Source organism: Roseibium sp. LAB1 (genome assembly GCF_054658235.1).
In genome coordinates this window covers 545,587-570,097 of the sequence record NZ_BAAGIB010000001.1, presented here as the reverse complement: position 1 = coordinate 570,097, position 24,511 = coordinate 545,587, and the positions used below count along the sequence as shown (strand labels likewise).

Below are 24,511 nucleotides of genomic sequence, written 5' to 3'. Positions count from 1 at the left end.
ATACATGAAGTGAGATCACTGATGGTAAGGTCCTTTGCCAATTATGTTTTTCGTGTTCCACCGGCCATCGGGCACAGCCGGTCCGGGCGGCGCCCCGGGGTGATCAGGCGAATCCTGCGGAGCCACTGGCTGTTGGAGCCTCTGGTTCTTTGTGCTGTTCTGGGTGTGCTTGTCGTCGGGGCGAGCGCTGCCGATTTGGATACTTACGAGCCGCCAGTCTATGCGCCGGTGCCCCAGTCGCTCTGGGCGGGTCCCTACCTCGGTTTTGAAGGTGGCGTTTCGCAGACGGTGACCGATGTCAAATCGGGTGGTCGATCTAAGGATTTCTCGAGAGTCGACGCGGCCTTCGGTCTCTTCGGCGGCTACAACTGGGAAGTCTCGCGCTTTGTCCTGGGTGTTGAAGGTGGGGCTGCTTATCTCGGGACTCGGGAAAAGAGAAATCATCCGACACTGGGCGCCGTGGAAACCGGATCCAAATGGACAATCAATGCCAAGGTCCGGGCAGGGATGCCGATCAGCAACGTCATGCCGTATCTCAGCCTCGGCATTGCCGCGACGGAGCACAGCCTCAAGGCAAACGGGACGGAGAGAAACTCTGTTTCCATCGGCCCAGTTGTCGGCGGTGGCGTCGAGGTTGCGGTCACGGACGCGTGGCACCTGCGGGCGGACTACTCGATGACCGGCATTCTGGACGAGAAGGCCAGATACGGCGGCGCAAATGTTGAACGGGCGGCGGGAAATCACCGACTGATGATAGGTCTGTCCCGCTCTTTCTGATCTGCCGCCCCGGGAAATCGCCGGGCTCGTTGGTCCGGCGGTAAGGAACGGCTGCACTCTTCCCACCGAGTGCAGCCGTTTCCCTTTGTTTTTTACCTCGTCACCCGTAGACCAGGTTGGGCAGCCAGGTGATCAGCCCCGGGAACAGCATGCACAGCACCAGACCAACCACCTGCAGAGCCAGGAATGGGAGGGCAGACTTGAAGATGTCGGTCATCGGAATGTCGGCCGGTGCGACGCCGCGCAGATAGAAGAGCGCGTAGCCGAAGGGCGGTGACAGGAAGCTCATCTGCATGTTGACCAGGTAGAGAACGCCGAACCACAGCACCAGATCGTCCGGGTTGTCGAGCCCGAAGGATGCCGCACCCAGTGCCTTGATGATCGGAACGAAGATCGGCACGCAAAGGAGCAGGATGCCGACCCAGTCCAGGAACATGCCCAGCACGACCAGCACGATCTGCATGATGATCAGGATGCCCCAAGGGCCGAGGCCGGTGGCTTCCAGGGCGCCTTGCACGAATTGCTGACCACCTTCCAGAACGTATAGCCCGACGAAGATGGTTGCTCCGAACATGATCCAGATCACCATGGCCGAGGCCTTCAGCGTGGTTAGTGATGCCTCGCGCAGTGTCTGCCAGTCGAGATTTCGGTGGATGGCAGCAACGATGATAGCGCCGAAGGTGCCGATGCCTGCGGCCTCGACCGGCGTCGCGACACCAGTGAAGATCACGCCCAGTACGATCACGATCAGGGCGATCGGAGCGGACATGTTCGACAGCAGCCGGACCTTTTCCTTGAACGGAATGCGTTCTTCTTCCGGGATCGGCGGTCCCTTCCTCGGATCGATCATGCAGCTGACGATCACATAAAGGATGTAGAGGCCGGACAGCAGCAGCCCGGGTATGACCGCGCCAATGAAGAGCTCTCCGACGGATTGTTCGGCCACCACTGCGTAGATGATCGCAAGGATGGACGGCGGGATCAGGATGCCGAGCGTGCCACCGGCCATGATCGAGCCCATGGCGATCTTCGGGTCGTAGTTTCGTTTCAGCATGGCAGGCAGGGCAATGATGCCCATGGTGACCACGGCTGCCCCGATGACCCCGACCATGGCCGCCAGAACGGTGGAGGCAATGATGGTTGCCGCCGCCAGGCCGCCTTTCACGCCGCCGAGCACCTTGTAGATGACATCGAACATGTCGTTGATGATGCCGGCCCGTTCCAGCATCGATGCCATGAAGATGAACAGCGGGATCGCCGAAAGCTGATAGTTGGTCATCAGTGGAAAAATGCGGGACGGCACGATGTTGAGCGCCCGTTCGTCACCAAGGACGAACAGAAACACACAGGCGAGCCCTCCGGTGACGAAGGCCAGCGGCAGGCCTGCCATGAGCAGGACCAGCAGCGAGCCGAACATGATGAGTGTCAACCACTCAATTCCGATTTCAAGTCCCATGGATCAAGCCCTGCCCATCACTGCGCGGATGTCCTGCGCGAATTTGGAAATTCCCTGGAGCACCAGCAGCAACCCGCCGAGCACCATGACCCACTTCATCGGCCAGAGCGGCACTTCCCATTCGTTGAAGCTGATTTCGCCCCAGCGGATATTCGGATCGGTCCACTGGGCAAGGTTCCAGCTTGCAACGACATCACTGAAGCCGATTTCACCGCGCGCCCAGTCAGAGACCAGCGAGTTTCCGGAGGGAACCGCGATGGCATCGAACGCGAAGATCCACGAGGTGACCAGCAAAGTGCCGGCGAAGATGAAGAAGAAGACGGATGTCAACAGGTCCACGATTGCCTTGCGGCGCGGCGAGAGCGGTGCATAGAAGACATCGACCCGCACATGGGATTCCGTCAGCATGGCGTAGGATCCGGCGATCAGGTACTGCATGCCGAACATGAGATACATCGCCTCGTGGGCCCAGTTGGTCGGGCTGCCGAAGACGTAGCGGCTCATGACTTCGAAGTAGTACACAAGAACGGCGATCACCGCCCAGTAGCTGACAAACTCGCCGCAATAGAGCGACAGCCGGTCGATCCAGCCGGTCCAGCCGGCTGAAACGTGATCGGCATCGTCCTTGCGCTCGGCTTCTTCCAGCTCCTTGAGCTTCTTTTCCGCTTCGCTGAGTTCCGGGTCCGGCGGCAGGTTCTCGTTGGCTTTCGAGACCAGCCGGGGAAGCAGCAATGCGTCCACGGCTACGCCGGCCAGCAGCAGCCAGAAGGCGTATTTGGCAACATTGCCCCAGAAGTTCAGGGTGCCTCGGGCGCTTGCGGCTGCCGGGCGGGCGGTTTCCAGGATTGTCTCTGCCTCGGAAAGGCGGGCCTTGCCCTGTTCGACACGCTGTTCGGCGCGCTGGACATCCCGTTCGGCGCGTCGCTTGGCAAAGCTGCCTTCTTCGGCCTGCGCTTCCGCGTCAGCGAGCTTTTGCCTCAGCGCTGGCAGGTCGGCTTCGGCGGTCTTGACCCTTTCCCCCTCGCGCTCAAGCGTCCGTTCGGCCTGGCGCACGGCATTCGCCATATCGGACACAACCGAACGGGCATCCTGGCTTTGCGCATTGGCGTAAAGGATCAGGATGAAAACCGGGATATAGATCAGGCCGATCAGGCTTTTCAGGTAAAGCCGGTGCAGCCCCAGAATGCCGGCGGTGACGAGAATGAAATAGCCGAGCACCAGCGAATATCGCCGTTCAGTCGGCTTTGGCCGCTTGGCAAGGGCTGCGGCGATCAGCGGAAAGATGATCAGTCCCAGCCAGTAGGCCCAATGCGGCAAGGTAAAGTCCAGATGAGGCATGCCTCTCCCTTCCCCAGGGGAAGTTGCCCCCTGTTGAGTTGAACAGGACCCGCGCGGCTGGCCGCGCGGGTCCGTTTTCCGAGACGTCGTCTGGGATCAGAGGTCGAGCTCTAGGCCCTCGACCTGCTCCGGCGTGACGTAGCCGAGGGAACCGGACATCATGTAGTCGAGCTGAATCTTGAACAGACGTGCGCTGTCCTTGTCCCGGTTCGCATAGTTGAACCAGATCGGTACGGCGACTTCGGTCATCAGTTCGACATCGTCCTGGCTGAGCCGGGTGATTTCGGTGCCGTCGGCCTCGAATTTCGCCCAGGCTTCCTGGTCCGCCTTCTGGATGGCCGCATGGTGCATGTCGGAGTAGACATGGGTTTCCATCTCGACGAATTGCTTCATCTGCGGGCTGAGGGCATTCCATGCCTCCATGCCGACGGTGATATCCATCAGGTCGACCGGCTGATACAGCGACATGAAGCCGGGAGGGCCCATGGAGATGTATTTGGTGACCTGGCTGAAGCCGAGGGCATAGTTGACCGCCGGACCGACATAGTCGGCAACGTCGATGGTGCCCTTTTCCAGTGCCGGGAAGATTTCCGACCCGGGAAGAACCGTCGTTTCAGCTCCGATTTCGGTGAAGACTTCAGCGACCATGCCGCCGGGCAGGCGCATCTTGCGACCGCGGAAGTCGTCAATGGAGCGGATCGGCACCTTGGAGTGGATGATGTTGGGGCCGTGGTGCACCGGGCCGACGAACATCATGTTCTGCGCGGCGTAGAGTTCACGGGCGATTTCCAGACCACCGAGGGAATAGTAGAAAACATCCCATTCATGCGGGTTGCGCATGCCGAGCGGATAGCTCGTCAGGAAAGTGGCTGCGGGGATGATGCCCTGGGCATAGATCGTGAACGGGTTGACCGCGTCCAGAACGCCATTCTTGACGGCGTCGTAGAGCTGGAAATCGCCCACAACATCATTGGCGCCGAAAGGCTGGAATGCGAGTTCACCACCGGTCTTTTCGACAATGGTTCCGCACCAGTCCTTGAAGATCTGCAGACCGGCGCCTCCAGGCCAGGACGTCTGGATCTTCCAGGTCGTGGTCTGCGCCTGTGCCGACGCAATATGCGGCGCAGCGAGTGTCGCTGCTCCGACCGTGCCGGCACCTGCGAGTGTCCGCAGGGCCTGCCTGCGAGTCGTAAGTTGTTTCATGGTTTCCTCCCAAATAGGTCTGGGAGCAAATGAGCGGTCGCGCTGGGCGCGTTCAAACGCCCCTTCTTCTCCGCGGTAACAAACCAGCTGTTTGTGTTCTTAAGCAGTTGTTTTGTAACTTGTTCGGGATGACCTCGAGGAAGTCTGTCGCTCTTCTTTTCCTCCCAACCAAGGAGAGGATATTACACTTACGAAATCCTGCAACCTTGCCGGATACTCAAAACATCTTTTCCATTTTGGAAAAAATGGCCGGAACTGTTTTGGAAATGGAGAAGCTGCGAGCCGAAGAGGTTGCCCTTCCTCAAGGGAAGGGGCTTGGGGTCAGCCGAGCGTGGCAAGTCCAGTCAGATCGGCCAGAACCGCTTTGGGAGAAAGGTCCGGATATTCGTCAGGCATGCCCATCCTGTTCATCCACACCGTGCGGAAACCGAATGCGGTCGCACCTGCGATATCCCACCGGTTGGACGACTGGAAGGAGACTTCTTCCGGATAGATCCGGAAGTGGGTCGTGACCATTTCGTAGACCTGTGGATCGGTCTTGAAGGTCCGGAGCGCGTCAACGGAAAAGATTTCATCGAAGAGTTCCGTCAGACCGGCAGCCTTGGCGGCTGCTTCCAGCATGGCGGGGGATCCGTTCGACAGGATCGCGATCTTCGCACCGGTCGCCTTGAGGTTGGTCAGAACCTGCGGCACTTCCGGGTAACAATCCAGTTCCCAGTAAGCGCTGAGAAGATCTTCGCGCAGGGACTTGTCCGCGGAGGGCACCAGGGCAAATGCGGTGTCCAGGCCTTGCTGGGTCAGTTCCCAGAAGTCCAGATACTTGCCCATCAAGGCACGCACCCAGGAGTATTCAAGCTGTTTTTCCCGCCAGAGAGACGACAGTCTCTGAGCGTCCGGTCCAAGCTTTTCCGCGTGTTTGCGGACGGCGGCATGCACATCGAACAAGGTTCCATACGCATCGAACACGTAAGCAGCATGCGCCATCTTCAAGACCTCCAAGTCCTTTAAGGAAACCGCGGAAGAGAACAGCCTGAAAGTTCCTGCGTCAAGCGCAGCTGTCTGCGACAAAGGTCGCAGGCAGGACTTATCTCTAACTTGTGCCCTGTTATTGCACCGGAGGCAGCGTGATCGCGCCGTCCTTTTCAACCGGCCAGAACGGGTTAAAGGCTATTTCGAGCAAGTGACCGCCGGGAACTTCCACATAAGAAGAATACCCGCCCCAGAAGGCTTTCTGAGGTTCTTTGACCGGCCTGGCGCCGGCGGCCAGCGCTTTCAGGAAGCTTTCGTCTACCTCGGCTTCCGATCTGCCGTTCCAGGCGAGGGTGACCGCACCGGTGGGGCTGTCGGTCACCGACCGTCCGATTTCCTCTTCCAGGGCGGTGCGTCCGTAAAGCGCAAACACACCGCCGGGAACCTGAAAAAAGGCCACATCCGGGCCCGGCGACGAATGGACCCGCCATCCCAGTCCGTCTTCGAAGAAGCGACGTGCTTCGGAAACGTCTTCGACAACGAGCGTGGTCACGGAAATACGCTGTTCCATCCTGATCTCCCAAAAGTGAAGAGGGAACATATAGAGAACTTCGTGCGCCGGGAGTCAATGGCTGGTGGGCGAGGTCATGGGATGGAGTGCCGGCGAAATGATGGTCGTCACGCCTGATTTCCGGAAGTCTCTCCTAGAAAAATTGATATCGATTTATGTGCCTTTTTGGTGATTTTTATCCCGATAACGTCGGATCTTGCGAAGAATGACAGCAACTTTCTTGATTTCTGCGGTAAGCTATTGACCTGCAGGAATGAGCGGTGTTGTTTCGGCGGACAGACTGCACAACCGCAGCGCAGAAAAGGGACGAGACATGAGCGGATGGAGTGACACCTGGACCTGGATTGACGGGACTTGGCACGAGGGCAACCCACCGATCATGGGCCCGCGCACTCACGCATCCTGGCTCGGATCCAGCGTTTTTGACGGCGCCCGCTACTTCGAAGGCGTGATGCCGGACATCGACCTGCACTGCAAGCGCGTCAACGACAGTGCGGTCGCGCTGGGCATGAAGCCGACCATGCAGGTGGGGGAAATGGTTGAACTCACCAAGGAAGGTTGCGCGAAATTCGGCGGCGATCAGCAGATCTACGTCAAGCCGATGTATTGGGTCGAAAACGACGGACCCGGTGTGATTGTTGGAGACCCGGACAGCACGCGGTTCTGCCTGTGCCTGTTCGATGCGCCGATGGCCCCCAAGGACGCGGCAATGAGCATCACGCTGTCGCCGTTCCGCCGTCCGACGGTTGAATGCATGCCCGTCAACGCCAAGGCCGGTTGCCTTTATCCCAACAACGCCAGGGCGATGCTGGAGGCCAAGGGGCGTGGCTTCGACAACGCGGTAGTCCGCGACATGCTCGGCAATGTCGCGGAATTGACCTCTGCCAACATCTTCATGGCAAAGGAAGGCAAGGTTCACACGCCGGTCCCGAACGGTACCTTCCTCAACGGTATCACCCGTCAGCGCGTTATCCAGTTGCTGCGGTCTGTCGGCTACGATGTGTTCGAGCGGACCATGGAGTATGGCGAGTTCCTGGAAGCGGACGAGATCTTCTCAACCGGAAACTACAGCAAGGTGACGCCGGTCAAGCGGATCGAGGAGCGCGACTTGCAGCCAGGTCCGATTGCGGCACGCGCGCGCGAGCTCTACTGGGAATTCTCCCACGCCTGAACGGGACGCGTCATCGGACAACGAGCGCCGCGGCAACCACAAGAGCCGCGGCTGCCGCCAGAGACGAGGCGGTGAAAGAGCCGGTCATATGGTGCATCTGGCCCGCGATCCAGGGGCCGGCCATCTGCCCGACACCAAAACTTGCTGTCAGAACTGCAAGCATCTGCCGAATTGCTGCCGGCCCATCCCCACTGACTTCACGTCGTGCTTCCATCAGGCCAAGGGCCGTGATGCCCATGAAGGTTGCCCCCAGAAGCGCAGCGCCCAGCAGGAAAAGGGTCGGCGCAGAGCTCAGAGCTGTCAGGGCCACGCCTGCCGATTCCAGCACGCAGGCAAGTGCAAATCCCTTTCGAGTGCCCAGCCGGCCCGCGATCCTGTCCCAGACGTAGATCGAAGGCGCAGCACAAAGGCCGACGGTCAACCAGACATAAGCTTCGGTTGATTGAAGCGCCGGATCGGCGCGCGCGATCGTACTGACGAAGGTCGCGGTGATGACATAGCCGAAACCGAACAGTCCATAGGCAAGTATCAGTCGGACACGGCTGGCGGAGCCAAAGGGAGAGGTCGGGGCTTCGCCTGCGGGGCTTTTCGCAGGTGTTGAGCCGGGGAGGGAGGCAGGCTCTGCGGTCACGAGGAAACCGGCCACCAGCAGGAAGCAGAGGGTTGCCGCACCGCTGGCCAGCCAGAGCATGCGCCAGTCCGCACCCAGATGAGCAAGGCAGGCGACTAGAAGAGCGGAGAAGGCGATCCCGCAGCCGACGCCGGCAAAGTGGAGCGCGCTCAATCCGCCTCGTCCTGCTGCCGTCAGCCGTTCCAGGATCAGGCTGGTGGAAAAGACCAGCGCAAAGGCGCTTGCAACTCCGCTTGCAAACCGGATCAACAGAAACAGCGACAAAGAGGTTGTCAGCGCCATGGCGGCGCTGGTGACGGCGCTGGCAAGCAGCCCGCCGAGAAACCACATCCGGGGATTGCCGGGCAGGGATTTCGAGGCACCGGCAAGGGCACCGACCAGATACCCGAGAAAATTAGCAGACGCGATCAAACCAGCATCGTCCGGGGGTAATTGCAGCCCGTCGGTCATGAAAGGCAGGATCGGTGTGTAGACGAACCGGCCAATGCCCATCGCGGCGGCAAGGGCGAGAAAACCGCCAAAGGCCAGGGCAGCGGGAGCGCGCGGGGTGGTTGACATGGGAATCCGGTCGTGAGGCGATAGATGATGACTGACAGGCAGCCGTGGCTATCTTGCACGATCGCTCCGCTTTGTCATTTCCAGGTACGAGTTGCGGTAGGGGAGGCGCGGAGCTGGTTGGTGGCAAGCGATGCTGGGGAGACCCGATTGGGCGACCAGTCCGAGCAAGGCTCGGCAGTGGAATGCGAAAGCCCCGCAATGCGTCCATTGCAGGGCTTTTTGCTTCAGGAAGAAGGTGATCAGTTGCTGGTGCGGACCGGTTGAACAACGGGGGCGACAAGACGGGTATTGGTACGTTTTGCCTTGCGCAGGGCATTGGTTCGCATCGACTGGACCTTGAAACCGGGCAACTGGGTCATGCTGGACTTATGAATACCATCACAATGATCCATGCTTTCACCGTAGCAGCTGTTCGGGTAGCCGCTGGTCTTGTCGTTACACCACGAAATCCAGTTGTTGTAGCACTCTCCAAGAGAACTTCCGTTGCTGGGGCCGGCCTGAGAAGAAATGGTGGTGGCAAGAAGAATGCCGCCCGAGACGAGTAGTGCGATTGTATAAGTATTTTTAAAATTCATAACTATCTCCAAAAGAAATATGATCTGTATTGATCATGAGTGTTGATATAATTCATACTTTTTCAAATGTTCGTGCTGGATATCACACTATTTTGCTTTCGAAAATTACAGGTCACGTTCCTGTGAGTGGCGCAACCACAGCCGTGTGGAAGCGTTCCCCTCGTGGGAAGTGTCAATGGCAGATCGTACGTCCTAAAATAAAAAGAAAAAATTTCTTTATTTTGGAGTTCGGCGCTTGCCGTCACGGCCCAGCAATCCTATTTTGCCGCTCGACGCGGCCGTTCGGGCATCCAGTCAAGATGCAGGAATGTCGCCGCTGGTCACCGACCTTTTAAGGAGTTTGTCATGTCTTTCGAATTGCCTGACCTGCCGTATGCATATGACGCGCTGGCCCCTTACATGTCTGCTGAAACCCTCGAGTTTCACCACGACAAGCACCACCAGGCCTATGTCACCAAAGGCAACGAGCTGCTCGCCGGCAGTGGCCTGGAAGGCAAGTCCCTGGAAGAAATCGTGAAGGGAAGCTACGGCAAGAACGCTCCGCTGTTCAACAATGCCGGCCAGCACTACAACCATATCCATTTCTGGAAGTGGATGAAGAAAGACGGCGGCGGCAGCTCCCTTCCGGGTGCACTCGCGTCCGCAATCGACAGCGACCTGGGTGGGTTCGACAAGTTCCGCGCCGATTTCATTGCTGCCGGTGTTGGCCAGTTCGGCTCCGGTTGGGCCTGGCTCGCAGTCAAGGACGGCAAGCTGGAAATCATGAAGACGCCGAACGGTGAAAACCCGCTGGTGCACGGCGCAGCGCCGATTCTCGGCTGCGATGTGTGGGAACACTCCTATTACATCGACTATCGCAACGCGCGTCCGAAATACCTGGAAGCTTTCATCGACAACATGATCAACTGGGACTACGTCCTGGAGATGTACGAAGCGGCAACCAAGTAATCCGGGAAACATCCCGTTTTGCGAAACCCCGGCCTGAAAAAGGCCGGGGTTTTTCTTTGGCTGTTTCGTCAGCGTTGACGCTGTGTTTACCGATCTGAGCCCAGATCACGCGACCGTGACTTTATGACCGGGCGTTACATGGGCTGTACTCGCTCAGGTGAATCATGGCCGAAAAGCACGTTCCACGAGAGGGAGAAACTGATGCGAATGATCAAATCCGCTGTTGTAATGGGTCTGGCTGCCGGGATTGGCCTTGCCGGAACCATGGCTCAGGCGTCTGACGATCCGATCGCAACACGGCAGGCCATCATGTCGTCGGTAGGGGCCGCTGCAGGTCTCGGAGGCGGCCTGATGAAAGGCGAGATTGCCTATTCGCCCGCTGCCGGAAAAGCCGCCATCGCAACCGTGCGGGCTGCTTCCCTGACGTTTGGAGATTATTTCCCTGCAGGCTCTGATCAGGGTGAGACCGGAGCTGCTGCGGCCATTTGGGAAGATCCGGACGGGTTCTCGGCAGAGCTGGCCAAATTTGCGGATGCGACCGCAAAAGCCACGGAAGCATCAGGCAAGGACGGTCCTGCTGATGTCGAGGCCTTCAAGGCGGCTATGGGACCGGTGTTCGGTTCTTGCAAATCGTGTCACGAAACTTACCGTAAGAAAAACTGACCGACTGCATTGCGGGGCGTTTTGCGCTTCGGTTGCAAGAGCCAGGTCTCTGGCTGTGAGATAGATCAGCGACTTTTCACCCCGTTCGGGTTGAAGAGCCGCTGATTTGGCGTTTCGGTGCCCGCGAAATCCAGGGAGGCCCCATGAAAAAGGCTGTATTTGTGCTCGTCGTGCTTGCTGTTGTCGCGGCGGGTGCGGGTTGGTTCCTGTCGGCACCGACGAAGCTGAGCGACGCCCAGCTCACTGCCTTTGCACAAGGAGATGCAGCGCAGGGAGAGCTTGTTTTCTGGGCAGGCGGTTGCACCTCCTGTCATGCCGCCAAGGGAGCAGAAGGTGACGACAAGCTGAAACTTGGCGGCGGCCTGAGGCTTGAGACGCCGTTCGGAGTGTTTGTATCCCCCAATATCTCACCCAGCCCGGCAGACGGAATCGGAGCCTGGTCGCTCGCGGATTTTGCCAATGCCATGACGCATGGCACATCGCCGGATGGGCAGAACTACTATCCGGCCTTTCCTTACACGTCCTACGCCCGCATGTCGGCCGAAGACGTCGGCAATCTTTTTGCCTTCATGAAAACGCTCCCGTCCGTCGACGGCAAAGCGCCGCCGCATGAACTCGGTTTCCCCTTCAATATCCGCCGGGGTCTGGGATTGTGGAAACGCCTTTTCCTTGATCCGGCGCCGGTCATTGCCGCCCCTGCGGGCGGAGCCGATATCGAGGCGGCCAAGTGGGACCGGGGACGGTATCTGGTGGAAGGGCCTGGCCACTGTGGTGAGTGCCATACGGCACGGAACCTGGCGGGTGGGCTGGAGCTGAAAAACTGGCTGGGCGGAGCGCCTGCTCCTACTGGGGAAGGACGCATTCCCAACATCACTCCGGTGGAGGGCGGCTTCGGCAGCTGGAGCGCCGCCGACATTGCCTATTATCTGGAAAGCGGTTTCACGCCGGAATACGATTCAGTCGGTGGTGAGATGGTGCACGTCCAGGAAAACATGGCCAAGCTTCCAGCCAGCGATCGAGAAGCGATCGCCGTATATCTGAAGGCCATCCCACCCGTTGCACGAATGGCCAACTGACAACACTTTGCGAACCCCAGACATTCCATGATCCAGCCACAGCAAATTTCGATTGTGCCCGTTGAGACCGAAGAAGACCTCGCCCCGATTCGGCGCCTGTTCCGCGCCTATGTCGACTGGCTGGGGATTGACCTGTCCTACCAGGGGTTTGAACAGGAGCTTGCCAATCTACCAGGCAAATATGCTCCGCCATCCGGGGCGTTGTTTCTGGCCAGGGACGGGGAGGGGCCTGTTCTCGGTTGCGTCGGTCTGAGGGCGTTCGGGCAGGATGGCGCTTGTGAAATGAAGCGGCTCTACGTGTTGCCGGAGGGGCGTGGCCGGGGTGTAGGTGGCGCCTTGGTGGATGCTGTGGTCGGAGCGGCGGCAGCCGCCGGATACCGGGAAATGTTGCTGGACACGCTGCCAACCATGACGGGAGCCATCAAGCTCTACAAATCAGCGGGTTTTGAGGAAGTTGACGCCTATTACGATACCCCCATTTCAGAGACGGTTTTCTTTACAAAAAACTGGGGGCGTAATGGGATTGAGTGCCTACAAACAAAACCACCTGCGAGCAGGTGGCCAAGTTTCATTTTTTATTTTTGGGTCGGTATGCCCGTGCACAGTTATTCGAATTTTTGAACGCGTCTCTCCAGCAGGTTGTAGAGTTGGAGTAGTACTATTCAACTAAGGGATAATACGTAGTTATTGAGGCGGTAGCAAGTTTTTCGTCAATCAGACTGCAATGACCGCCTCAACTTCGACCTTCAGATCCGGGTGAAAGAGGCCGGAAACACAGATCAGCGAACTGGCCGGAACTGCGTCGCCGTATATCTCGGTCAGGGTGTTCCGAATCTCCGTCAAGTCGGTGATATTGGTGATGAAAAGAGTTACTTTCACCAGGTCTTTCAGCGATCGTTCGTAGTGCGCCGCGATGGTATTCAACTGATCGAATACGGCCCTTGTCTGCGGACTGGCTGCCGCTGATTGTGCTTGCGTACCAAAAGCCGTGAAGCCGGACGTATAGACGGTTTGCCCATGGCGAACGGCGTGGGTGTAGGGCCCTGCAGGCAGGCCCAGTTCTTCGAAATTCTGTCTGGTCAGGGACATTCTGGTTCCAGTTCTGATTAAGGCAGGCGGTCTGCCAGGAACAGCGTTGCCTTTTGAACCGGCGGGCCAAGAAAAAAGGCGATGACGGCGGCCGCAGGCCAGGCAAGACGGAAGGCATTCATCCATTGCCAGAAAAACCTGTCGCTCCAGCCGAGATTGAGGAATGTGACCCAGCACGACATCAGAAGCGACAGGCCCAGTGACATCAGGAATGTCGCGATCAATCTGTTCTTCATGGCCACCTACCTTTCAGCTGAAACGCTGGTGCCGATCTCGCCAAGTTCCTCGATGTAGCTGACCTGTGTCAGGTTCTGGGCGAGATAGGCCTTGGTGTGGGGCATTTCGAAGTGGGCTGCCAGGGCGTCCTTGTTTGTCCAGCTTTCCCAAAGGGTGAACTTGCCGGGGTCCTGCAGGTTCTGTCGGATTTCGAAAAAGTTGCAGCCCGGTTCGTGCTGTGTTTCGGCCACCAGGCGACGCAGTTCCATTTCGGCCCTGGCCAGGTCTGCGCCCTGCTGCAGTTCGATGCCGGCGCTGATGAAATAATTGCCCATGGGTGTCTCCGTTGTGTGTGTAGGACGAAGACAGATTTATTGATTTCCATTATCTCAATCTATATCAAATAATGAGAGTTTAAATTGCGAAAACGGAATCATGCTTGACGACATAGCCCTGTTTGTCCATATCGCGCGTTATCGTAGCCTTGCCAAAGCGGCTGCGCACCTGGAGTTGCCGGCGGCGACGGTGACCCGGCGCCTGGCGAAGCTGGAAGAGACAATCGGAACCCAGTTGGTCTTCCGTTCTGCGCGCAAATTTGCCCTGACGGTCGCGGGCGAAGCCTATTTCGAGGCGTTTGCCGATCTCGTTCAAAACGCGGAGGTGACACTGGAGGGGTTGAGTGCCGACCTTCACGGTCTTCAGGGAACCTTGAAGGTTGCGGCGCCCACCAATATTTCCATCGGCATTCTGCAGCCCATGTGGTCCGGGTTTCTTGAGGCCTATCCGGAGATCCGGCTGACGCTGACGCTCAGCAACGAGAACAAGGACCTGCTCGAACACAAGGTCGATATCGCCATGAGGGCGGGGCCGCAGACCGACGAGCGGCTTTATCAGAAACGCCTCGGGGTGGTGGCAACTGTGCTTGTGGCAGCGCCAGCCTACCTTGAGCAGGCTGGCGCCCCGGAGACACCGGAGCAGATCGGCCAGCACAAGGTGGTTCGGGTGTCCACGTTACCGCAATGGCAACTTACGAACAAAGAGACGGGCAAGCGCGAGACCGTGCCGGTCGATGCCCGTATCGTTGTGGACGACATCAGTCTTGCCCGCCAGCTTGCCGGTGACGGTCACGGGCTCGCCCTGTTGCCCGCGAGCGAGATTTCCGACGACCTGATCTCTGGCCGTCTGAGACCGGTGCTCGCCAATTGGCAGGGGCAGCAGCGGGACATCTTCGCGGTGTGGCCGACCGGCAGACTGCTCAACGCCCGGGCACGTTGCCTGCTGGATTACATGGAGCCGTTCATGGCTGCGCTTCCCGTGTTTCAGGGGACCGTCCTTCAGCGTGATCCAACCAGATCCGCCTGATGCCTTACGCGGTATAGGGATTGCAGCGGATGTAGCGCGGCTGGTCGATATAGCCGGACATGATGGAGAGCCACGCCTTGCATTCGCCTTCCGACTTGAAGCAACCGGCCTGGGAGATGATGTACTTCTGGCCGAAGTTGAAGACCTTGCCGCCGGCAATGCCTTTCCAGCCGCTGCCGGTAAAGCTGCGGCAGTCATATGGCGTGTTGTAGGTGCTGGGGATGTCCTGCCGGTTCTTGGTGAAGGTCGGGGAGAACAGCAGCGTTTCGACCACATTGCCGCCCGAGGTGTCATACGACTGGCACGCAGCAAGGCTGAGAACTGCGGCCATCATCGGAACCAGGCGCAACCCCTTTTTCAGCCCGTGGGCGATGCGGTGCGGAAGAGGGCGGTAGCTGGTCATCACAGGCTCCAGTGAACAGGATCGGCACGGTCGAAGACCGTTCAATTGATTGATTTGCAACAGCTCTCACATGAGCCGAAGACTTGGTCAAAATCAAGTCACGTTCGCTCGGGTGCATGCGGTGCCCACACGTGAACAGCCTTGGGGCTTTCGGGCGCGCGGACTGTGCCGCGCCCCCGAATATTGTTCCGGTCTGAGCCTTGTCAGGCCTTGTCGGTCACCAGGAGAGCAAATGCCTGGCTCTCGGCAACTTCCTTCAGCCGGTCGAAGCGGCCCGAAGCGCCGCCGTGGCCGGCTTCCATGTTGGTTTTCAGCATCAGAAGATTGTCGCCGGTCCCTGTCGCCCGCAACTTGGCGACCCATTTTGCCGGTTCCCAATAGGTCACCCGCGGGTCGGTCAACCCGCCAACCGCCAGGATGGCAGGATAGGCCTTTGCCTCGACGTTGTCGTAGGGCGAATAGGAGGCGATGTATTCGTAGGCACCCTTGTCCGTGATGGGATTGCCCCATTCGGGCCACTCCGGCGGGGTGAGCGGCAGGGTATCGTCAAGCATGGTCGACAGAACGTCGACGAAGGGAACCTCGGCAATGATCCCGCCGAACTTTTCCGGCGCCAGGTTCGCGATCGCGCCCATCAGCATTCCGCCGGCCGACCCGCCCTGGGCGACGATGCGCTCATGCGAGGTGAAGTTTTCCGCAACCAGGTGGTCTGCCGCGGCAATGAAGTCGGTGAAGGTGTTCTTCTTGTTCTCGCGCCGGCCATCCTTGTACCAATGGAAGCCCTTGTCCTTGCCACCGCGAATATGGGCGATGGCGTAGACGAAGCCCCTGTCGACCAGCGACAGGCAATTGGTGTTGAAGCTTGCCGGTACGGTGATGCCATAGGAGCCATAGCCGTAAAGCAGCAGCGGTGCGGAGCCGTCGAGCCTGGTGTCCTTGCGGTACAGCACGGACACAGGCACAGTTTCGCCATCGGCGGCAGGTGCCATCAGACGGCGGGTGACGTAATCGCCTGCATCGTGCCCGGAAGGCACTTCCTGTTCCTTGCGCAGAACCCGTTCGCGAGTCTCGACATTGTAGTCGAAGGTTTGCGAAGGCGTGGTCATAGAGGAATAGGTGAAGCGGATCGTGTCGGTGTCGAATTCGTAACCGCCGCCAAGGCCAAGCGAATAGGCCTCCTCGTCAAAGGCAATGGTGTGTTCGATGTTGTCGGCAAGCCGGCGGATCACGATGCGCGGCAGACCGTCTTCGCGCTCCAGCCGTGTCATGAACGTCTTGTAGACGCAGTGGGACAGGATCAGGCAGCCTGGCTTGTGAGGCACGAGGTCAGACCAGTTTTCGCGGCCGGGATTGCTCTTCGGCGCGGTGACGATCTTGAAATCCTCGGCACCGCCTGCGTTTGTCAGAATGAAAAGCGTATCGCCATGATCGTCGATCGAATATTCGATGCCGGTTTCGCGCTCGGCGACCAGCACCGGTGCCGCGGTCGGATCGGTTGCCGGGATCATCCAGACTTCGGACGTTTCATGGTCGTGAATATCGATGACAATCGTGTCGCCCGACTGGGTCTTGCCGACCCCCATGAAGAAGCCGGCATCCTTTTCCTCGTACACGAGCACGTCGGCGGCAGGATCGGTGCCTATCTCGTGGCGGAACAGCTTTGAAGGCCGATGATTGGCGTCCAGGCGAATGTAGAACACATACCGGCTGTCTTCGGAGAAGACACCGCCACCGCCCGTGTCTTCGATGGCGTAGTCAAAGTCCTTCGCCGTTTCGGCGTCGCGCAGTCTCAGCGAATAATATTCCGACCCCTTGTTGTCATAGGCCCATGCAATGAGCTTGTGATCCGTCGACTGGCTCACACCGCCGATCCGGAAATAGGACGTGCCCTCGGCTTCCTTGTCGCCGTGGAGAAGAACAGTTTCCGCACCGCCGTCACGCGGGGTGCGGAAGAAGACCGGCTGCTGGCCACCGGTTTCATACTTGAGGCCGTAGGCGAAGGGGCCGTCGGGAGCCGGAACTGAGCTGTCGTCTTCCTTGATGCGGCCGCGCATCTCGGCAAAGAGCTGTTCCTGCAGTGCCTTTGTCGGAGCCATCCGGGCATCGTGGTAGGCATTTTCCGCTTCCAGGTAGGCGCGGATATCGGCGTCAAGCACGGACGGGTCTTTCATGACCTCCTGCCAATTGTCCGCCCTCAACCAGGCGTAGTCGTCCTGGCGGGTAATGCCGTGAGTCTCAAGGGTGACGGGGCGCGCATCGGCGCGGGGGGGGAGGGCATCCTGTTTCATGGCTCGGAGGTAAGATTTTTGAGCCCCGAAGGCAAGAGGGACAATCCTGTCAGGGGGGCGGACAACTTTATCTTTTGACAGCCTTCTGAAGTGTCCGGCGGTTGATTGTGTACGTGCTGGCTTGCAAGACACGCTTCCTTCACGCCCCTGATTTTTGCGCTTGAGAAAGCGTTTCAGGCTGCCGTTCTGGCTTGTTTTCCCCTCCATCACCAACGCCAGCGGCGAAAGTCTTTGACAATTTCCGGACGTTCGCGCACTTAGAAAGAGATGGTTCCCGACTCCGAACTCCGGACCGGGATTAAAAGGGAACACGGTGCGACCACGCCGAAAGGCACCAAATCCGTGACTGCCCCCGCAACTGTGAGCGGCGAGCAAACCTGAAAGCGCCACTGGGGAGACCCCGGGAAGGATCAGGCAAGCCACGACCCGCAAGTCAGGAGACCTGCCATTTCACCTTAAACCTAAACCCGGGCGGGGTGCCCCGGAGGAGTGAGTGACATGGCTATTCGGCATCTGCCGGCAAAGTTGCACATTCGGTTCCTGACTGCCCCGCGAAATCGCGGAGGGCGATATGAACCGGAAACTGTCTGTTGAAATCTCAAGACTTGCAAACCTCCTGACAGAAGCCGACCCGCTGGCGGCGCGCGCAGTGCGTGCGATGGCGCCGGACGGAAGGCAAAAACCAGTTGCAAACAAGATTCAAGGTAATGTAATAACATTACAAAATGAATGTACCATTTCCTCCCCACTCGGCAGCGCCGCGCGCAGTCTTGCCGGTCAGACGTTTGCCCGTCTCCAACCGGCTGCCCGCTGTCAGGCAGAAGGAGTGGAGGTGCGCCATGAGCAATGACCCGCACAAGATTTTTGTCTGCACGACATGCCGTCACAAAGGACAGAGTTGCCACCCCGGCTATGGACTTATCTGCAAATTGAAGAGTGCAATGGCACAGGCCGTCCCTGTTGTTGGAGACGATTTCGAGATATCCGGAACAGCCAACATGGAGACCTGTTCGCGACCTTGCACGCTGGCGTTCAAGGCAACCGACAAGGCGATCTATCTGTTTGGTGACATAGAAGACGATACCGACATCGAAGAACTGGTCGACTACGCCAATCGTTATCGCCAGATCGAGAACGGATATGAGACGACCGGTGAACACCACGGCAAGCGTTGGAACGCTTCGCAAGGCCGGGTTCCGGCAGCGATGATTGTCTCAAAAGCTGATGGAACGGCTTACTCATGACTGGGGTTGATCTCTTCGTCCGCGAGGTCAGCTGGCAGACGGGGCAGGGGAAGACCATCCTGCACCCGGTCAGCTTCGACCTGGCTGCAGGTAAGGTTCTGGGAATTGCCGGTGCAAATGGTGCCGGCAAATCCACTCTTTTGCGGCTTCTTTACCGCTTCTTGAAACCGAAGTCGGGTGACATCCTGCTGGATGGCCGAAACCTCTGGCACATGAGTGCCAGAGAAGCAGCGCAAACGATTGCCGCCGTGCTGCAGGAACAGCCGACAGACTTTGCCCTTTCGGTTCGCGAGATCGTCGCCCTTGGCCGGCGCCCCCACGCGACCGGATTTGCCAGCGCAGGCAAACGGGATGCCGAGATCGTCGACAATTGTCTCAGGCAAATGGATCTGTTGCCCTATGCGCAAAGGGCTTTCGGCACCTTGTCCGGCGGTGAAAGGCAGCGCGTGATGGTGGCTCGCGCCCTAGCGCAGGAACCGAAGCTTCTCGTTCTGGATGAGCCGACCAATCATCTTGATATCCGTCATCAGCTCGAGATCGTGGAGCTGATCGCCGATCTGAACATCACCATTGTCACTAGCCTGCACGACCTCAATCTGGCTAACCGTGTCTGCGACGAGGTCTTGTTGCTGCATGAGGGGCGGCTGGTTGCCCACGGAGCGCCGGAGAGGGTGCTGACCCCCGGCAACATCGAGCAGGCCTATTCGGTACAGGTCCGGCTGGAACACCTGTCTTCCAGCCAAGAGCGCTACCTGACCTTCCATCTTTGAATTCCTGGAGAAATTAATGAAAAAAATTGCCTTGGGCCTCGCGCTCACCTTTCTGGCCTGCCCTGCATTTGCGCAGACCACCGTGCAGAGCTGCAACCGTTCGGTCACCTTCGATGCACCGCCAAAAGCCGCCGTTTCGAATGATGTCAATCTGACCGAGATGATGCTGGTGCTCGGCCTGCGTGACCGGATGGTCGGGTATACCGGGATTTCCGGCTGGAAGACCCTGGACGCGGAAATGCGCGAAGGCGTGGCCGAGCTTCCGGAACTCGCTTCAAAATATCCGAGCAAGGAAGTGCTGATCGGGGCAGATGCGGATTTCTTTTTCGCGGGCTGGAACTACGGCATGAAGGTTGGTGGCGAAGTGACGCCCGAAACGCTGGAGCCCTTCGGCATCAAGGTCTATGAGCTGACCGAATCCTGCATCCATGTCGGCGACAAGCCGAAGGCCTCGCTTCAGGATCTCTATAACGACCTGATCAACCTGGGAAAGATCTTCGGCGTGGAAGACACCGCCTACGACCTGGTAGCCTCTTACAAGCTGGAGCTGGATCGGATCGCGGCCACGGTGCCCGCCGATGAAGACCCCTTGAAGGTCTTCGTATACGACAGCGGCGAGGACAAACCATTCACCGCCGGGCGGTATGCCATGCCGACAGCGCTTATCGAGGCTGCCGGTGGCGTCAACGTAATGGATGATTTCGAAAAGAGCTGGGCGACCGTCGATTGGGAAACCGTGGTGGAGAAAGATCCGGACATGGTCGTGATCGTCAACTACGGCGAAGTGACAGCGGAACAGAAACGGCACTTCATGGAGAGCAATCCTGCCCTTGCTGGTATCTCGGCGGTCAGGAACGACCGCTTTGTCGTGCTGGACTATGTCGAGGCAACCCCGGGTCCGCGAAACCTCAAGGCCGTCGGAAAACTCGCCGAAGCCTTCTGGGGAGAGTGACCTTGCTGATGACGCCTCTCGCAGGCGCGGCGGGCAGGAGTGATGATCCATCATGACTGTGCTGAAGACTAAATGCTCCGAACCCCGCTGGTTCCGGAGCAATGGCGTTCTGCTGTCGGCAGGGGTGCTGGTTCTCGGGTTGTCCATCGTGGCAGCCATCGGCGCGGGGGCCGTCGCAATACCCGGCAGCACTGTTTTCAAGATCCTCGCCAACGGCACGGTGCCTGGCCTTTTCGAGACCGACTGGTCCAAGGGCCGGGACGCCATCGTCTGGGAAATCCGCTTTCCCCGCGCCCTGCTGGCTGGTTTTGTCGGCGCCGGTCTGGCGGTGGTCGGCGCTGCCTTGCAGTCCGTCACGCGCAATCCGCTGGCGGATCCTCATCTGCTTGGTATTTCTTCCGGAGCGGCGGCGGGGGCCATTCTTGCGCTTTTGCACACAGGCCTTTTTCTTGGCCTCATGACCGTTCCACTGATGGCTTTCGCCGGCGCGCTTGCAGCAACCTTCCTGGTGCTAGGTGTGACCAGGTTCGCGTCTGCCACCAGTGCCGACCGGCTGGTGCTTGCGGGTGTCGCCGTTTCCTTCATCATCATGGCGATCGCCAATATCCTGATTTTCCTGGGTGATCCGCGGGCAACGCATACGGTTGTCTTCTGGATGCTCGGGGGGCTCGGCCTTGCCCAGTGGTCCCAACTGCCGTTCCCGCTTGGCATTTTGTTGCTGGTAACGCCGTATTTTCTGGTGCGTGCCGCCGACCTCAATGCAATGACCATCGGCGACGAAACCGCATCGACGCTCGGCATTCCGGTTGCCCGGTTCCGCCTGACAGTGTTTGTGCTGGGGGCGCTTATCACCGGTGTGATGGTGGCCTTTTCGGGCATCATCGGTTTTGTCGGGCTAATGGTGCCGCATATCGCCCGCTTTCTTGTCGGCGGCAATTACAGCCGGGTTCTGCCGGCGTCCATGATGCTCGGCGCAATCTTTCTGATCTGGGCGGATATTATCGCCCGCACGCTGCTGTCCCCCGAGGATATGCCCATTGGAATTGTCACGGGCCTGATCGGCGGCATTTTCTTCGTGCTCCTGCTGCGCTCCCGGACAGGGCAGGCGCACTAGAAAGCGCCCCCGATGCCTCATCAAAAGAGCAACGCAAACCCTTCAGGGCGTTCAATCGCTTTCGATTGCACGCCCGTCGTTCCAACCGGTCAGGCCGGCCTGGGGTGGATTGGTGCGATATCCGCGCACGGCTGGCCGGACTCCGGAGAGGTTGCATCCTGCGGGTCTTAAATCCGATCGTGTTGGTATAGTGTTGGCGAAACGAAAACAGACGCGGCACATCCATGGAAAAACTTCCAAGCAATCTTGCAGAATTCACCCATATCCGGATCATAATCGGCATGGTGATCGGTCTTGGCGTCGCGCGTCTGCTCAATGGCCTTGCACGGTATGTGCAGCATCCCGGAAAGGAAGAGATCTACAGCGTGCACCTGGGCTGGTCGCTGTTCATGCTGTTGTCCGTTGTCCATTTCTGGTGGTTCGAATTTGCACTCGGCCGCATTCAGGTCTGGACGTTCGAAAGCTACCTGTTCGTGATCGCATTTGCCGCGCTCTACTTTTTTATCGCCGCAGTGCTTTATCCGGACAAGATGGGCGAATACGCCAACTACAAGGACTATTTTCAGGCGAGGAAGACCTGGATCTACGGTTTGCTTGCACTGATGTTCATGCTCGACATCGTGGATTCGCGCCTGAAGGGCATCGACTATTTCAACGATCTGGGAACCGCGTATCTGGTGCGCCAGCTCACGATAGTCGTGCTGCTGCTGGCTGCGACAAAGATCCAGAAGGCAGCTTATCACATGGGCCTGGTCAGCGTGGTCCTGCTGTCGCAGGTCTGGCTCATCACGAGCAATTTCAGCGTCTTGAAGTAACAAGCTTCCCGGAAACGTTCACCGGAGGGCGCGGCCTCAGGCTGCAGCACCTGACGGCTTCATTTTTCCGCGCATGAAGATGAAGATCATCACCGCCATGTTGAGAAAGTTCCACGCAATGCCGTTCAGGAACGCAGCCTGATAGGAGCCGGTAAGGTCGTAGATCCAGCCGGACAGCCAGCCACCAAGCGCCATGCCGAGAATGGTCGACATGATCACCAGGCCGACGCGCTGTCCCGCTTCGCGGGCAGGAAGGTATTCGCGCACGATCACGGCATAGCTGGGCACGATGCCGCCTTGCGACAGGCCGAAGATGAGCGACACCAGGTAAAGCGACGCCAGACCGTTGAACGGAATGAACAGGAACAGCGCGGCGCATTGCAGCACGGATCCGATCAGCAGGGTCATGACCCCGCCGATCTTGTCGGCGATGTAGCCGGACGTCAGACGGCTGACGACACCCGCCCCGGTCATCAGGGCGATCATGTCTGCGCCGGGCGCGACGCCATAACCCAGATCGACGCAATAGGCGACGATGTGGACCTGTGGCATTGACATGGCGACGCAGCAGGCAAGACCGGCGACGACCAGAAGCGCCTGCAGGACTGCGGGAGGCAGTCCGGTGTCCTGACGGCCGAAACGGGCCGTGGTATTGCCGGTGCTCAACGAGGTGTCAGGGGGCGGTCTGCGCAGCAGCAGCGCCAGCGGCACCATGGCCACCAGGCAGATGACGCCGATCAGGATATAGGTCTGGCGCCAGTCGGACGTTGCAAGGCTCCACTGGATCAGGGAAGGCCACAGCACGCCGGCGAGATAGTTGCCACAGGCGGCGCAGGCTACGGCAAAACCGCGCCGTTTCAGGAACCAGTGCGAGATATCCGCAATCAACGGGCCGAATGTGGCCGAGGTGCCCAGGCCGATCAGCAGCCCCTGCGCCAAAGAGAACGACCAGACGTCCGGCGCATAGGCTGCCAGTACGAAACCGGCGCCAAGCGACAGGGCGGAGCCGATGACGGGTATGACGATCCCGTAGCGATCGACCACACGGCCCAGCAGATAGTTGCCGGCGGCAAAACCGAACATGGTGGCGGTATAGGGCAGGGAGGCGTCGGCACGGTCGATACCGAAATCCGTCTGGACGGCGGGCAGAACGATGACGACTGCCCACATGCCCGCGCCACCAAGGGTGCTGAGCAGGATCGATATTGCCAGCCGGAACCAGGCGTAGGGCCCGTCCTGGACGTATGGATCGGATGCGGTGGCAAGGGACATGATCGGGTACCGGGAAAGTGCAGAACTTCCTGCGTAACAGGTTAGCCTGTGTGGAACCAACAAATATCCTTGAAGCTACCGACCACAAATTCAAATGAGTGCACGAAGGCGGGCATGCCGCCTTCGTGCTCGAGCAATCTCTTGCTGGAAGTTTATGCGGTTGCTTCCAGGGTTTCGGCGATGAAATCGCTCAGGGGCCGGGAGGGATGACCGATCAGGTCCTCAAGAGCCGTGGAGGCCGTGAAGAGGTCGCCTTCCGAAGCGCCTCTGTCAGCGTCTGCCAGAACGTTGGCGAATCCTTCCGGCAGGCCTGCCTGGACGAGAATGCCGGCATAATCGGCTTCCGTGAGGTTGTTGAACGGTATCTCCCGGCCGGATTGGCTGGAGAGTTCAGCTGCCACATCGGCAAGGCTGAAGGCAGGCGAACCTCCAAGCTCAAGCGCTCGTGTGCTCAGGTCGCTGCCGGCAATGGTCCGGGCTGCTGCTTCCGCGTAGTCTTCGCGACCGGCAGCGGAAAACTTTCCGTCACCACTTGCGCCGACAACGGCGCCGTGTGCGAGGGCTGCTGCAATGGTGCCGCCGAAATTCTCGACGTACCAGCCGTTGCGCAGCACGGCGTGGGCAATGCCGCTTTCGCGCAGGAGCCGTTCTGTTTCGGCATGTTCTGCACCAAGCTGGAGGCTGGACTGCGGCACGTTGAGCAGGCTGGTGTAGACGATGAAGCGGACACCTGCTGCTTTTGCCGCGTCGATGACTGCCTTGTGCTGCGTCACGCGTTTGCCGACTTCCGAACCGGATATAAGCAGAAGCCGGTCAACACCTTCCAATGCAGCCGGCAAGGTGGCGCTGTCGTCGTAGTCCCCCTTCACCACCGAAATCCGGTCCGAAGCGAGATCGCCGGCTTTTTCCGGTGAACGGACGAGCGCGCGAACCGGCTGAGCGGTGAGGCCTGCAAGATGTTTGAGGACGAGACGGCCCAACTGGCCATTGGCACCCGTGACTGCGATCATCTTATTTCTCCTTGAAGGTTGATCGTTTGAAATCCAGCGG

General features: G+C 59.0%; 27 protein-coding genes and 1 riboswitch. Of the genes, 13 read left to right on the top strand and 14 right to left on the bottom strand.

The features are described 5' to 3' along the window. Nucleotides 1-21 precede the first annotated feature (21 nt). Nucleotides 22-777, top strand: a complete 756-nt coding sequence (locus ACYQ54_RS02750) for an outer membrane protein (RefSeq protein ID WP_460079084.1) — start codon at nt 22-24, stop codon at nt 775-777. Between the two features lie 100 nt (nt 778-877). Here ACYQ54_RS02750 and ACYQ54_RS02745 read toward each other — a convergent pair whose 3' ends face one another. The 5 genes from ACYQ54_RS02745 to ACYQ54_RS02725 all read right to left on the bottom strand — a co-directional run bounded on the left by ACYQ54_RS02745 (nt 878) and on the right by ACYQ54_RS02725 (nt 6,314). After that, entirely contained in the window at nt 878-2,233 is a 1,356-nt protein-coding gene (locus tag ACYQ54_RS02745; RefSeq protein WP_460079081.1) for a TRAP transporter large permease, read from the bottom strand. 3 nt (nt 2,234-2,236) lie between these two features. Beyond that, a complete protein-coding gene (locus ACYQ54_RS02740) occupies nt 2,237-3,571 on the bottom strand; it encodes a TRAP transporter small permease subunit (protein WP_460079079.1) in 1,335 nt (444 codons plus the stop codon). A 96-nt stretch (nt 3,572-3,667) separates the two neighbouring features. After that, nucleotides 3,668-4,774, bottom strand: a complete 1,107-nt coding sequence (gene dctP / locus ACYQ54_RS02735) for a TRAP transporter substrate-binding protein DctP (RefSeq protein WP_460079076.1) — start codon at nt 4,772-4,774, stop codon at nt 3,668-3,670. Nucleotides 4,775-5,095: 321 nt separating this feature from the next. Then, nucleotides 5,096-5,758: a haloacid dehalogenase type II gene (locus tag ACYQ54_RS02730; protein WP_023000980.1), complete on the bottom strand. Its 663-nt coding sequence runs from the start codon at nt 5,756-5,758 to the stop codon at nt 5,096-5,098. Nucleotides 5,759-5,879: 121 nt separating this feature from the next. Then, nucleotides 5,880-6,314 carry a VOC family protein gene (locus ACYQ54_RS02725; protein WP_460079074.1) on the bottom strand — a complete coding sequence of 145 codons (435 nt, stop codon included), beginning with the start codon at nt 6,312-6,314 and terminating at the stop codon, nt 5,880-5,882. A gap of 313 nt (nt 6,315-6,627) precedes the next feature. On the opposite strand from ACYQ54_RS02725, the gene ACYQ54_RS02720 reads away from it, so the two are divergent. After that, nucleotides 6,628-7,485, top strand: a complete 858-nt coding sequence (locus ACYQ54_RS02720; RefSeq protein ID WP_460079072.1) for a branched-chain amino acid aminotransferase — start codon at nt 6,628-6,630, stop codon at nt 7,483-7,485. Between the two features lie 10 nt (nt 7,486-7,495). Here the strand turns inward: ACYQ54_RS02720 and ACYQ54_RS02715 are convergent, their stop codons facing one another. Then, nucleotides 7,496-8,674: a YbfB/YjiJ family MFS transporter gene (locus ACYQ54_RS02715; protein WP_460079070.1), complete on the bottom strand. Its 1,179-nt coding sequence runs from the start codon at nt 8,672-8,674 to the stop codon at nt 7,496-7,498. Nucleotides 8,675-8,913: 239 nt separating this feature from the next. After that, nucleotides 8,914-9,249, bottom strand: coding sequence for a hypothetical protein (locus ACYQ54_RS02710; protein WP_460079069.1), 336 nt, complete (start codon nt 9,247-9,249; stop codon nt 8,914-8,916). Nucleotides 9,250-9,594: 345 nt separating this feature from the next. On the opposite strand from ACYQ54_RS02710, the gene ACYQ54_RS02705 reads away from it, so the two are divergent. The 4 genes from ACYQ54_RS02705 to ACYQ54_RS02690 all read left to right on the top strand — a co-directional run bounded on the left by ACYQ54_RS02705 (nt 9,595) and on the right by ACYQ54_RS02690 (nt 12,557). Beyond that, a complete protein-coding gene (locus ACYQ54_RS02705) occupies nt 9,595-10,197 on the top strand; it encodes a superoxide dismutase (RefSeq protein WP_460079066.1) in 603 nt (200 codons plus the stop codon). A 201-nt stretch (nt 10,198-10,398) separates the two neighbouring features. After that, entirely contained in the window at nt 10,399-10,860 is a 462-nt protein-coding gene (locus tag ACYQ54_RS02700; protein ID WP_460079064.1) for a c-type cytochrome, read from the top strand. Nucleotides 10,861-11,003: 143 nt separating this feature from the next. After that, the gene (locus ACYQ54_RS02695; protein ID WP_460079063.1) at nt 11,004-11,936 is read left to right on the top strand and encodes a c-type cytochrome; all 933 of its coding nucleotides are present in this window, start codon (nt 11,004-11,006) and stop codon (nt 11,934-11,936) included. A gap of 27 nt (nt 11,937-11,963) precedes the next feature. Further along, nucleotides 11,964-12,557, top strand: a complete 594-nt coding sequence (locus ACYQ54_RS02690) for a GNAT family N-acetyltransferase (RefSeq protein WP_460079060.1) — start codon at nt 11,964-11,966, stop codon at nt 12,555-12,557. 93 nt (nt 12,558-12,650) lie between these two features. Here ACYQ54_RS02690 and ACYQ54_RS02685 read toward each other — a convergent pair whose 3' ends face one another. From ACYQ54_RS02685 to ACYQ54_RS02675, 3 genes are read right to left on the bottom strand one after another with little or no spacing between them, the layout of a single operon-like run. Continuing rightward, on the bottom strand, nt 12,651-13,025 hold the full coding sequence (locus ACYQ54_RS02685) for a RidA family protein (RefSeq protein ID WP_460079058.1): 375 nt from the start codon (nt 13,023-13,025) through the stop codon (nt 12,651-12,653). 17 nt (nt 13,026-13,042) lie between these two features. Further along, complete coding sequence (locus ACYQ54_RS02680) at nt 13,043-13,261, bottom strand: DUF2798 domain-containing protein (RefSeq protein ID WP_460079055.1); 219 nt, start codon at nt 13,259-13,261, stop codon at nt 13,043-13,045. Nucleotides 13,262-13,267: 6 nt separating this feature from the next. Further along, nucleotides 13,268-13,576, bottom strand: coding sequence for a putative quinol monooxygenase (locus tag ACYQ54_RS02675; RefSeq protein WP_460079054.1), 309 nt, complete (start codon nt 13,574-13,576; stop codon nt 13,268-13,270). Nucleotides 13,577-13,676: 100 nt separating this feature from the next. On the opposite strand from ACYQ54_RS02675, the gene ACYQ54_RS02670 reads away from it, so the two are divergent. Next, nucleotides 13,677-14,603 carry a LysR family transcriptional regulator gene (locus tag ACYQ54_RS02670; protein ID WP_460079051.1) on the top strand — a complete coding sequence of 309 codons (927 nt, stop codon included), beginning with the start codon at nt 13,677-13,679 and terminating at the stop codon, nt 14,601-14,603. Between the two features lie 4 nt (nt 14,604-14,607). On the opposite strand, the gene ACYQ54_RS02665 is transcribed toward ACYQ54_RS02670, so the two are convergent. Both ACYQ54_RS02665 and ACYQ54_RS02660 read right to left on the bottom strand, forming a co-directional pair. Next, nucleotides 14,608-15,006, bottom strand: coding sequence for a hypothetical protein (locus tag ACYQ54_RS02665; RefSeq protein ID WP_460079049.1), 399 nt, complete (start codon nt 15,004-15,006; stop codon nt 14,608-14,610). A 203-nt stretch (nt 15,007-15,209) separates the two neighbouring features. Beyond that, entirely contained in the window at nt 15,210-17,294 is a 2,085-nt protein-coding gene (locus tag ACYQ54_RS02660) for a S9 family peptidase (RefSeq protein WP_460079047.1), read from the bottom strand. 251 nt (nt 17,295-17,545) lie between these two features. Then, a riboswitch (cobalamin riboswitch) is annotated at nt 17,546-17,758 on the top strand. Between the two features lie 107 nt (nt 17,759-17,865). Between ACYQ54_RS02660 and ACYQ54_RS02655 the strand changes: the two genes are divergently transcribed. From ACYQ54_RS02655 to ACYQ54_RS02630, 6 genes are all read left to right on the top strand, one after another. After that, nucleotides 17,866-18,144, top strand: coding sequence for a hypothetical protein (locus tag ACYQ54_RS02655; RefSeq protein WP_460079045.1), 279 nt, complete (start codon nt 17,866-17,868; stop codon nt 18,142-18,144). Continuing rightward, complete coding sequence (locus tag ACYQ54_RS02650; protein ID WP_460079043.1) at nt 18,134-18,538, top strand: DUF1636 family protein; 405 nt, start codon at nt 18,134-18,136, stop codon at nt 18,536-18,538. Before ACYQ54_RS02655 ends, ACYQ54_RS02650 begins: the two co-directional genes overlap by 11 nt. Further along, a complete protein-coding gene (locus ACYQ54_RS02645; protein ID WP_460079042.1) occupies nt 18,535-19,308 on the top strand; it encodes an ABC transporter ATP-binding protein in 774 nt (257 codons plus the stop codon). The genes ACYQ54_RS02650 and ACYQ54_RS02645 overlap by 4 nt, the downstream gene beginning before the upstream one ends. A 16-nt stretch (nt 19,309-19,324) precedes the next feature. After that, complete coding sequence (locus tag ACYQ54_RS02640; RefSeq protein ID WP_460079039.1) at nt 19,325-20,260, top strand: ABC transporter substrate-binding protein; 936 nt, start codon at nt 19,325-19,327, stop codon at nt 20,258-20,260. Nucleotides 20,261-20,312: 52 nt separating this feature from the next. Next, nucleotides 20,313-21,374 (top strand): FecCD family ABC transporter permease, encoded by a 1,062-nt coding sequence (locus tag ACYQ54_RS02635; RefSeq protein ID WP_460079038.1) that lies wholly within the window; start codon nt 20,313-20,315, stop codon nt 21,372-21,374. A 224-nt stretch (nt 21,375-21,598) separates the two neighbouring features. Beyond that, nucleotides 21,599-22,189 (top strand): hypothetical protein, encoded by a 591-nt coding sequence (locus ACYQ54_RS02630; protein WP_460079035.1) that lies wholly within the window; start codon nt 21,599-21,601, stop codon nt 22,187-22,189. Between the two features lie 36 nt (nt 22,190-22,225). Here ACYQ54_RS02630 and ACYQ54_RS02625 read toward each other — a convergent pair whose 3' ends face one another. Both ACYQ54_RS02625 and ACYQ54_RS02620 read right to left on the bottom strand, forming a co-directional pair. After that, nucleotides 22,226-23,461 (bottom strand): MFS transporter, encoded by a 1,236-nt coding sequence (locus ACYQ54_RS02625; RefSeq protein ID WP_460079033.1) that lies wholly within the window; start codon nt 23,459-23,461, stop codon nt 22,226-22,228. Between the two features lie 152 nt (nt 23,462-23,613). Then, complete coding sequence (locus tag ACYQ54_RS02620) at nt 23,614-24,471, bottom strand: SDR family oxidoreductase (RefSeq protein WP_460079030.1); 858 nt, start codon at nt 24,469-24,471, stop codon at nt 23,614-23,616. Nucleotides 24,472-24,511 lie beyond the last annotated feature (40 nt).

What these genes read in the sequence shown, in the direction of transcription:
- ACYQ54_RS02700 (WP_460079064.1), top strand. Translation starts at nt 10,399, where the DNA reads ATGCGAATGATCAAATCCGCTGTTGTAATGGGTCTGGCTGCCGGGATT.
- ACYQ54_RS02655 (WP_460079045.1), top strand. Translation starts at nt 17,866, where the DNA reads ATGAACCGGAAACTGTCTGTTGAAATCTCAAGACTTGCAAACCTCCTG.
- ACYQ54_RS02750 (WP_460079084.1), top strand. Translation starts at nt 22, where the DNA reads ATGGTAAGGTCCTTTGCCAATTATGTTTTTCGTGTTCCACCGGCCATC.
- ACYQ54_RS02680 (WP_460079055.1), bottom strand. Translation starts at nt 13,261, where the DNA reads ATGAAGAACAGATTGATCGCGACATTCCTGATGTCACTGGGCCTGTCG.
- ACYQ54_RS02675 (WP_460079054.1), bottom strand. Translation starts at nt 13,576, where the DNA reads ATGGGCAATTATTTCATCAGCGCCGGCATCGAACTGCAGCAGGGCGCA.
- ACYQ54_RS02645 (WP_460079042.1), top strand. Translation starts at nt 18,535, where the DNA reads ATGACTGGGGTTGATCTCTTCGTCCGCGAGGTCAGCTGGCAGACGGGG.
- ACYQ54_RS02625 (WP_460079033.1), bottom strand. Translation starts at nt 23,461, where the DNA reads ATGTCCCTTGCCACCGCATCCGATCCATACGTCCAGGACGGGCCCTAC.
- ACYQ54_RS02640 (WP_460079039.1), top strand. Translation starts at nt 19,325, where the DNA reads ATGAAAAAAATTGCCTTGGGCCTCGCGCTCACCTTTCTGGCCTGCCCT.
- ACYQ54_RS02695 (WP_460079063.1), top strand. Translation starts at nt 11,004, where the DNA reads ATGAAAAAGGCTGTATTTGTGCTCGTCGTGCTTGCTGTTGTCGCGGCG.
- ACYQ54_RS02710 (WP_460079069.1), bottom strand. Translation starts at nt 9,249, where the DNA reads ATGAATTTTAAAAATACTTATACAATCGCACTACTCGTCTCGGGCGGC.
- ACYQ54_RS02635 (WP_460079038.1), top strand. Translation starts at nt 20,313, where the DNA reads ATGACTGTGCTGAAGACTAAATGCTCCGAACCCCGCTGGTTCCGGAGC.
- ACYQ54_RS02740 (WP_460079079.1), bottom strand. Translation starts at nt 3,571, where the DNA reads ATGCCTCATCTGGACTTTACCTTGCCGCATTGGGCCTACTGGCTGGGA.
- ACYQ54_RS02650 (WP_460079043.1), top strand. Translation starts at nt 18,134, where the DNA reads ATGAGCAATGACCCGCACAAGATTTTTGTCTGCACGACATGCCGTCAC.
- ACYQ54_RS02705 (WP_460079066.1), top strand. Translation starts at nt 9,595, where the DNA reads ATGTCTTTCGAATTGCCTGACCTGCCGTATGCATATGACGCGCTGGCC.
- ACYQ54_RS02630 (WP_460079035.1), top strand. Translation starts at nt 21,599, where the DNA reads ATGGAAAAACTTCCAAGCAATCTTGCAGAATTCACCCATATCCGGATC.
- ACYQ54_RS02660 (WP_460079047.1), bottom strand. Translation starts at nt 17,294, where the DNA reads ATGAAACAGGATGCCCTCCCCCCCCGCGCCGATGCGCGCCCCGTCACC.
- ACYQ54_RS02690 (WP_460079060.1), top strand. Translation starts at nt 11,964, where the DNA reads ATGATCCAGCCACAGCAAATTTCGATTGTGCCCGTTGAGACCGAAGAA.
- ACYQ54_RS02730 (WP_023000980.1), bottom strand. Translation starts at nt 5,758, where the DNA reads ATGGCGCATGCTGCTTACGTGTTCGATGCGTATGGAACCTTGTTCGAT.
- ACYQ54_RS02715 (WP_460079070.1), bottom strand. Translation starts at nt 8,674, where the DNA reads ATGTCAACCACCCCGCGCGCTCCCGCTGCCCTGGCCTTTGGCGGTTTT.
- ACYQ54_RS02745 (WP_460079081.1), bottom strand. Translation starts at nt 2,233, where the DNA reads ATGGGACTTGAAATCGGAATTGAGTGGTTGACACTCATCATGTTCGGC.
- ACYQ54_RS02685 (WP_460079058.1), bottom strand. Translation starts at nt 13,025, where the DNA reads ATGTCCCTGACCAGACAGAATTTCGAAGAACTGGGCCTGCCTGCAGGG.
- ACYQ54_RS02720 (WP_460079072.1), top strand. Translation starts at nt 6,628, where the DNA reads ATGAGCGGATGGAGTGACACCTGGACCTGGATTGACGGGACTTGGCAC.
- dctP (WP_460079076.1), bottom strand. Translation starts at nt 4,774, where the DNA reads ATGAAACAACTTACGACTCGCAGGCAGGCCCTGCGGACACTCGCAGGT.
- ACYQ54_RS02670 (WP_460079051.1), top strand. Translation starts at nt 13,677, where the DNA reads ATGCTTGACGACATAGCCCTGTTTGTCCATATCGCGCGTTATCGTAGC.
- ACYQ54_RS02620 (WP_460079030.1), bottom strand. Translation starts at nt 24,471, where the DNA reads ATGATCGCAGTCACGGGTGCCAATGGCCAGTTGGGCCGTCTCGTCCTC.
- ACYQ54_RS02665 (WP_460079049.1), bottom strand. Translation starts at nt 15,006, where the DNA reads ATGACCAGCTACCGCCCTCTTCCGCACCGCATCGCCCACGGGCTGAAA.
- ACYQ54_RS02725 (WP_460079074.1), bottom strand. Translation starts at nt 6,314, where the DNA reads ATGGAACAGCGTATTTCCGTGACCACGCTCGTTGTCGAAGACGTTTCC.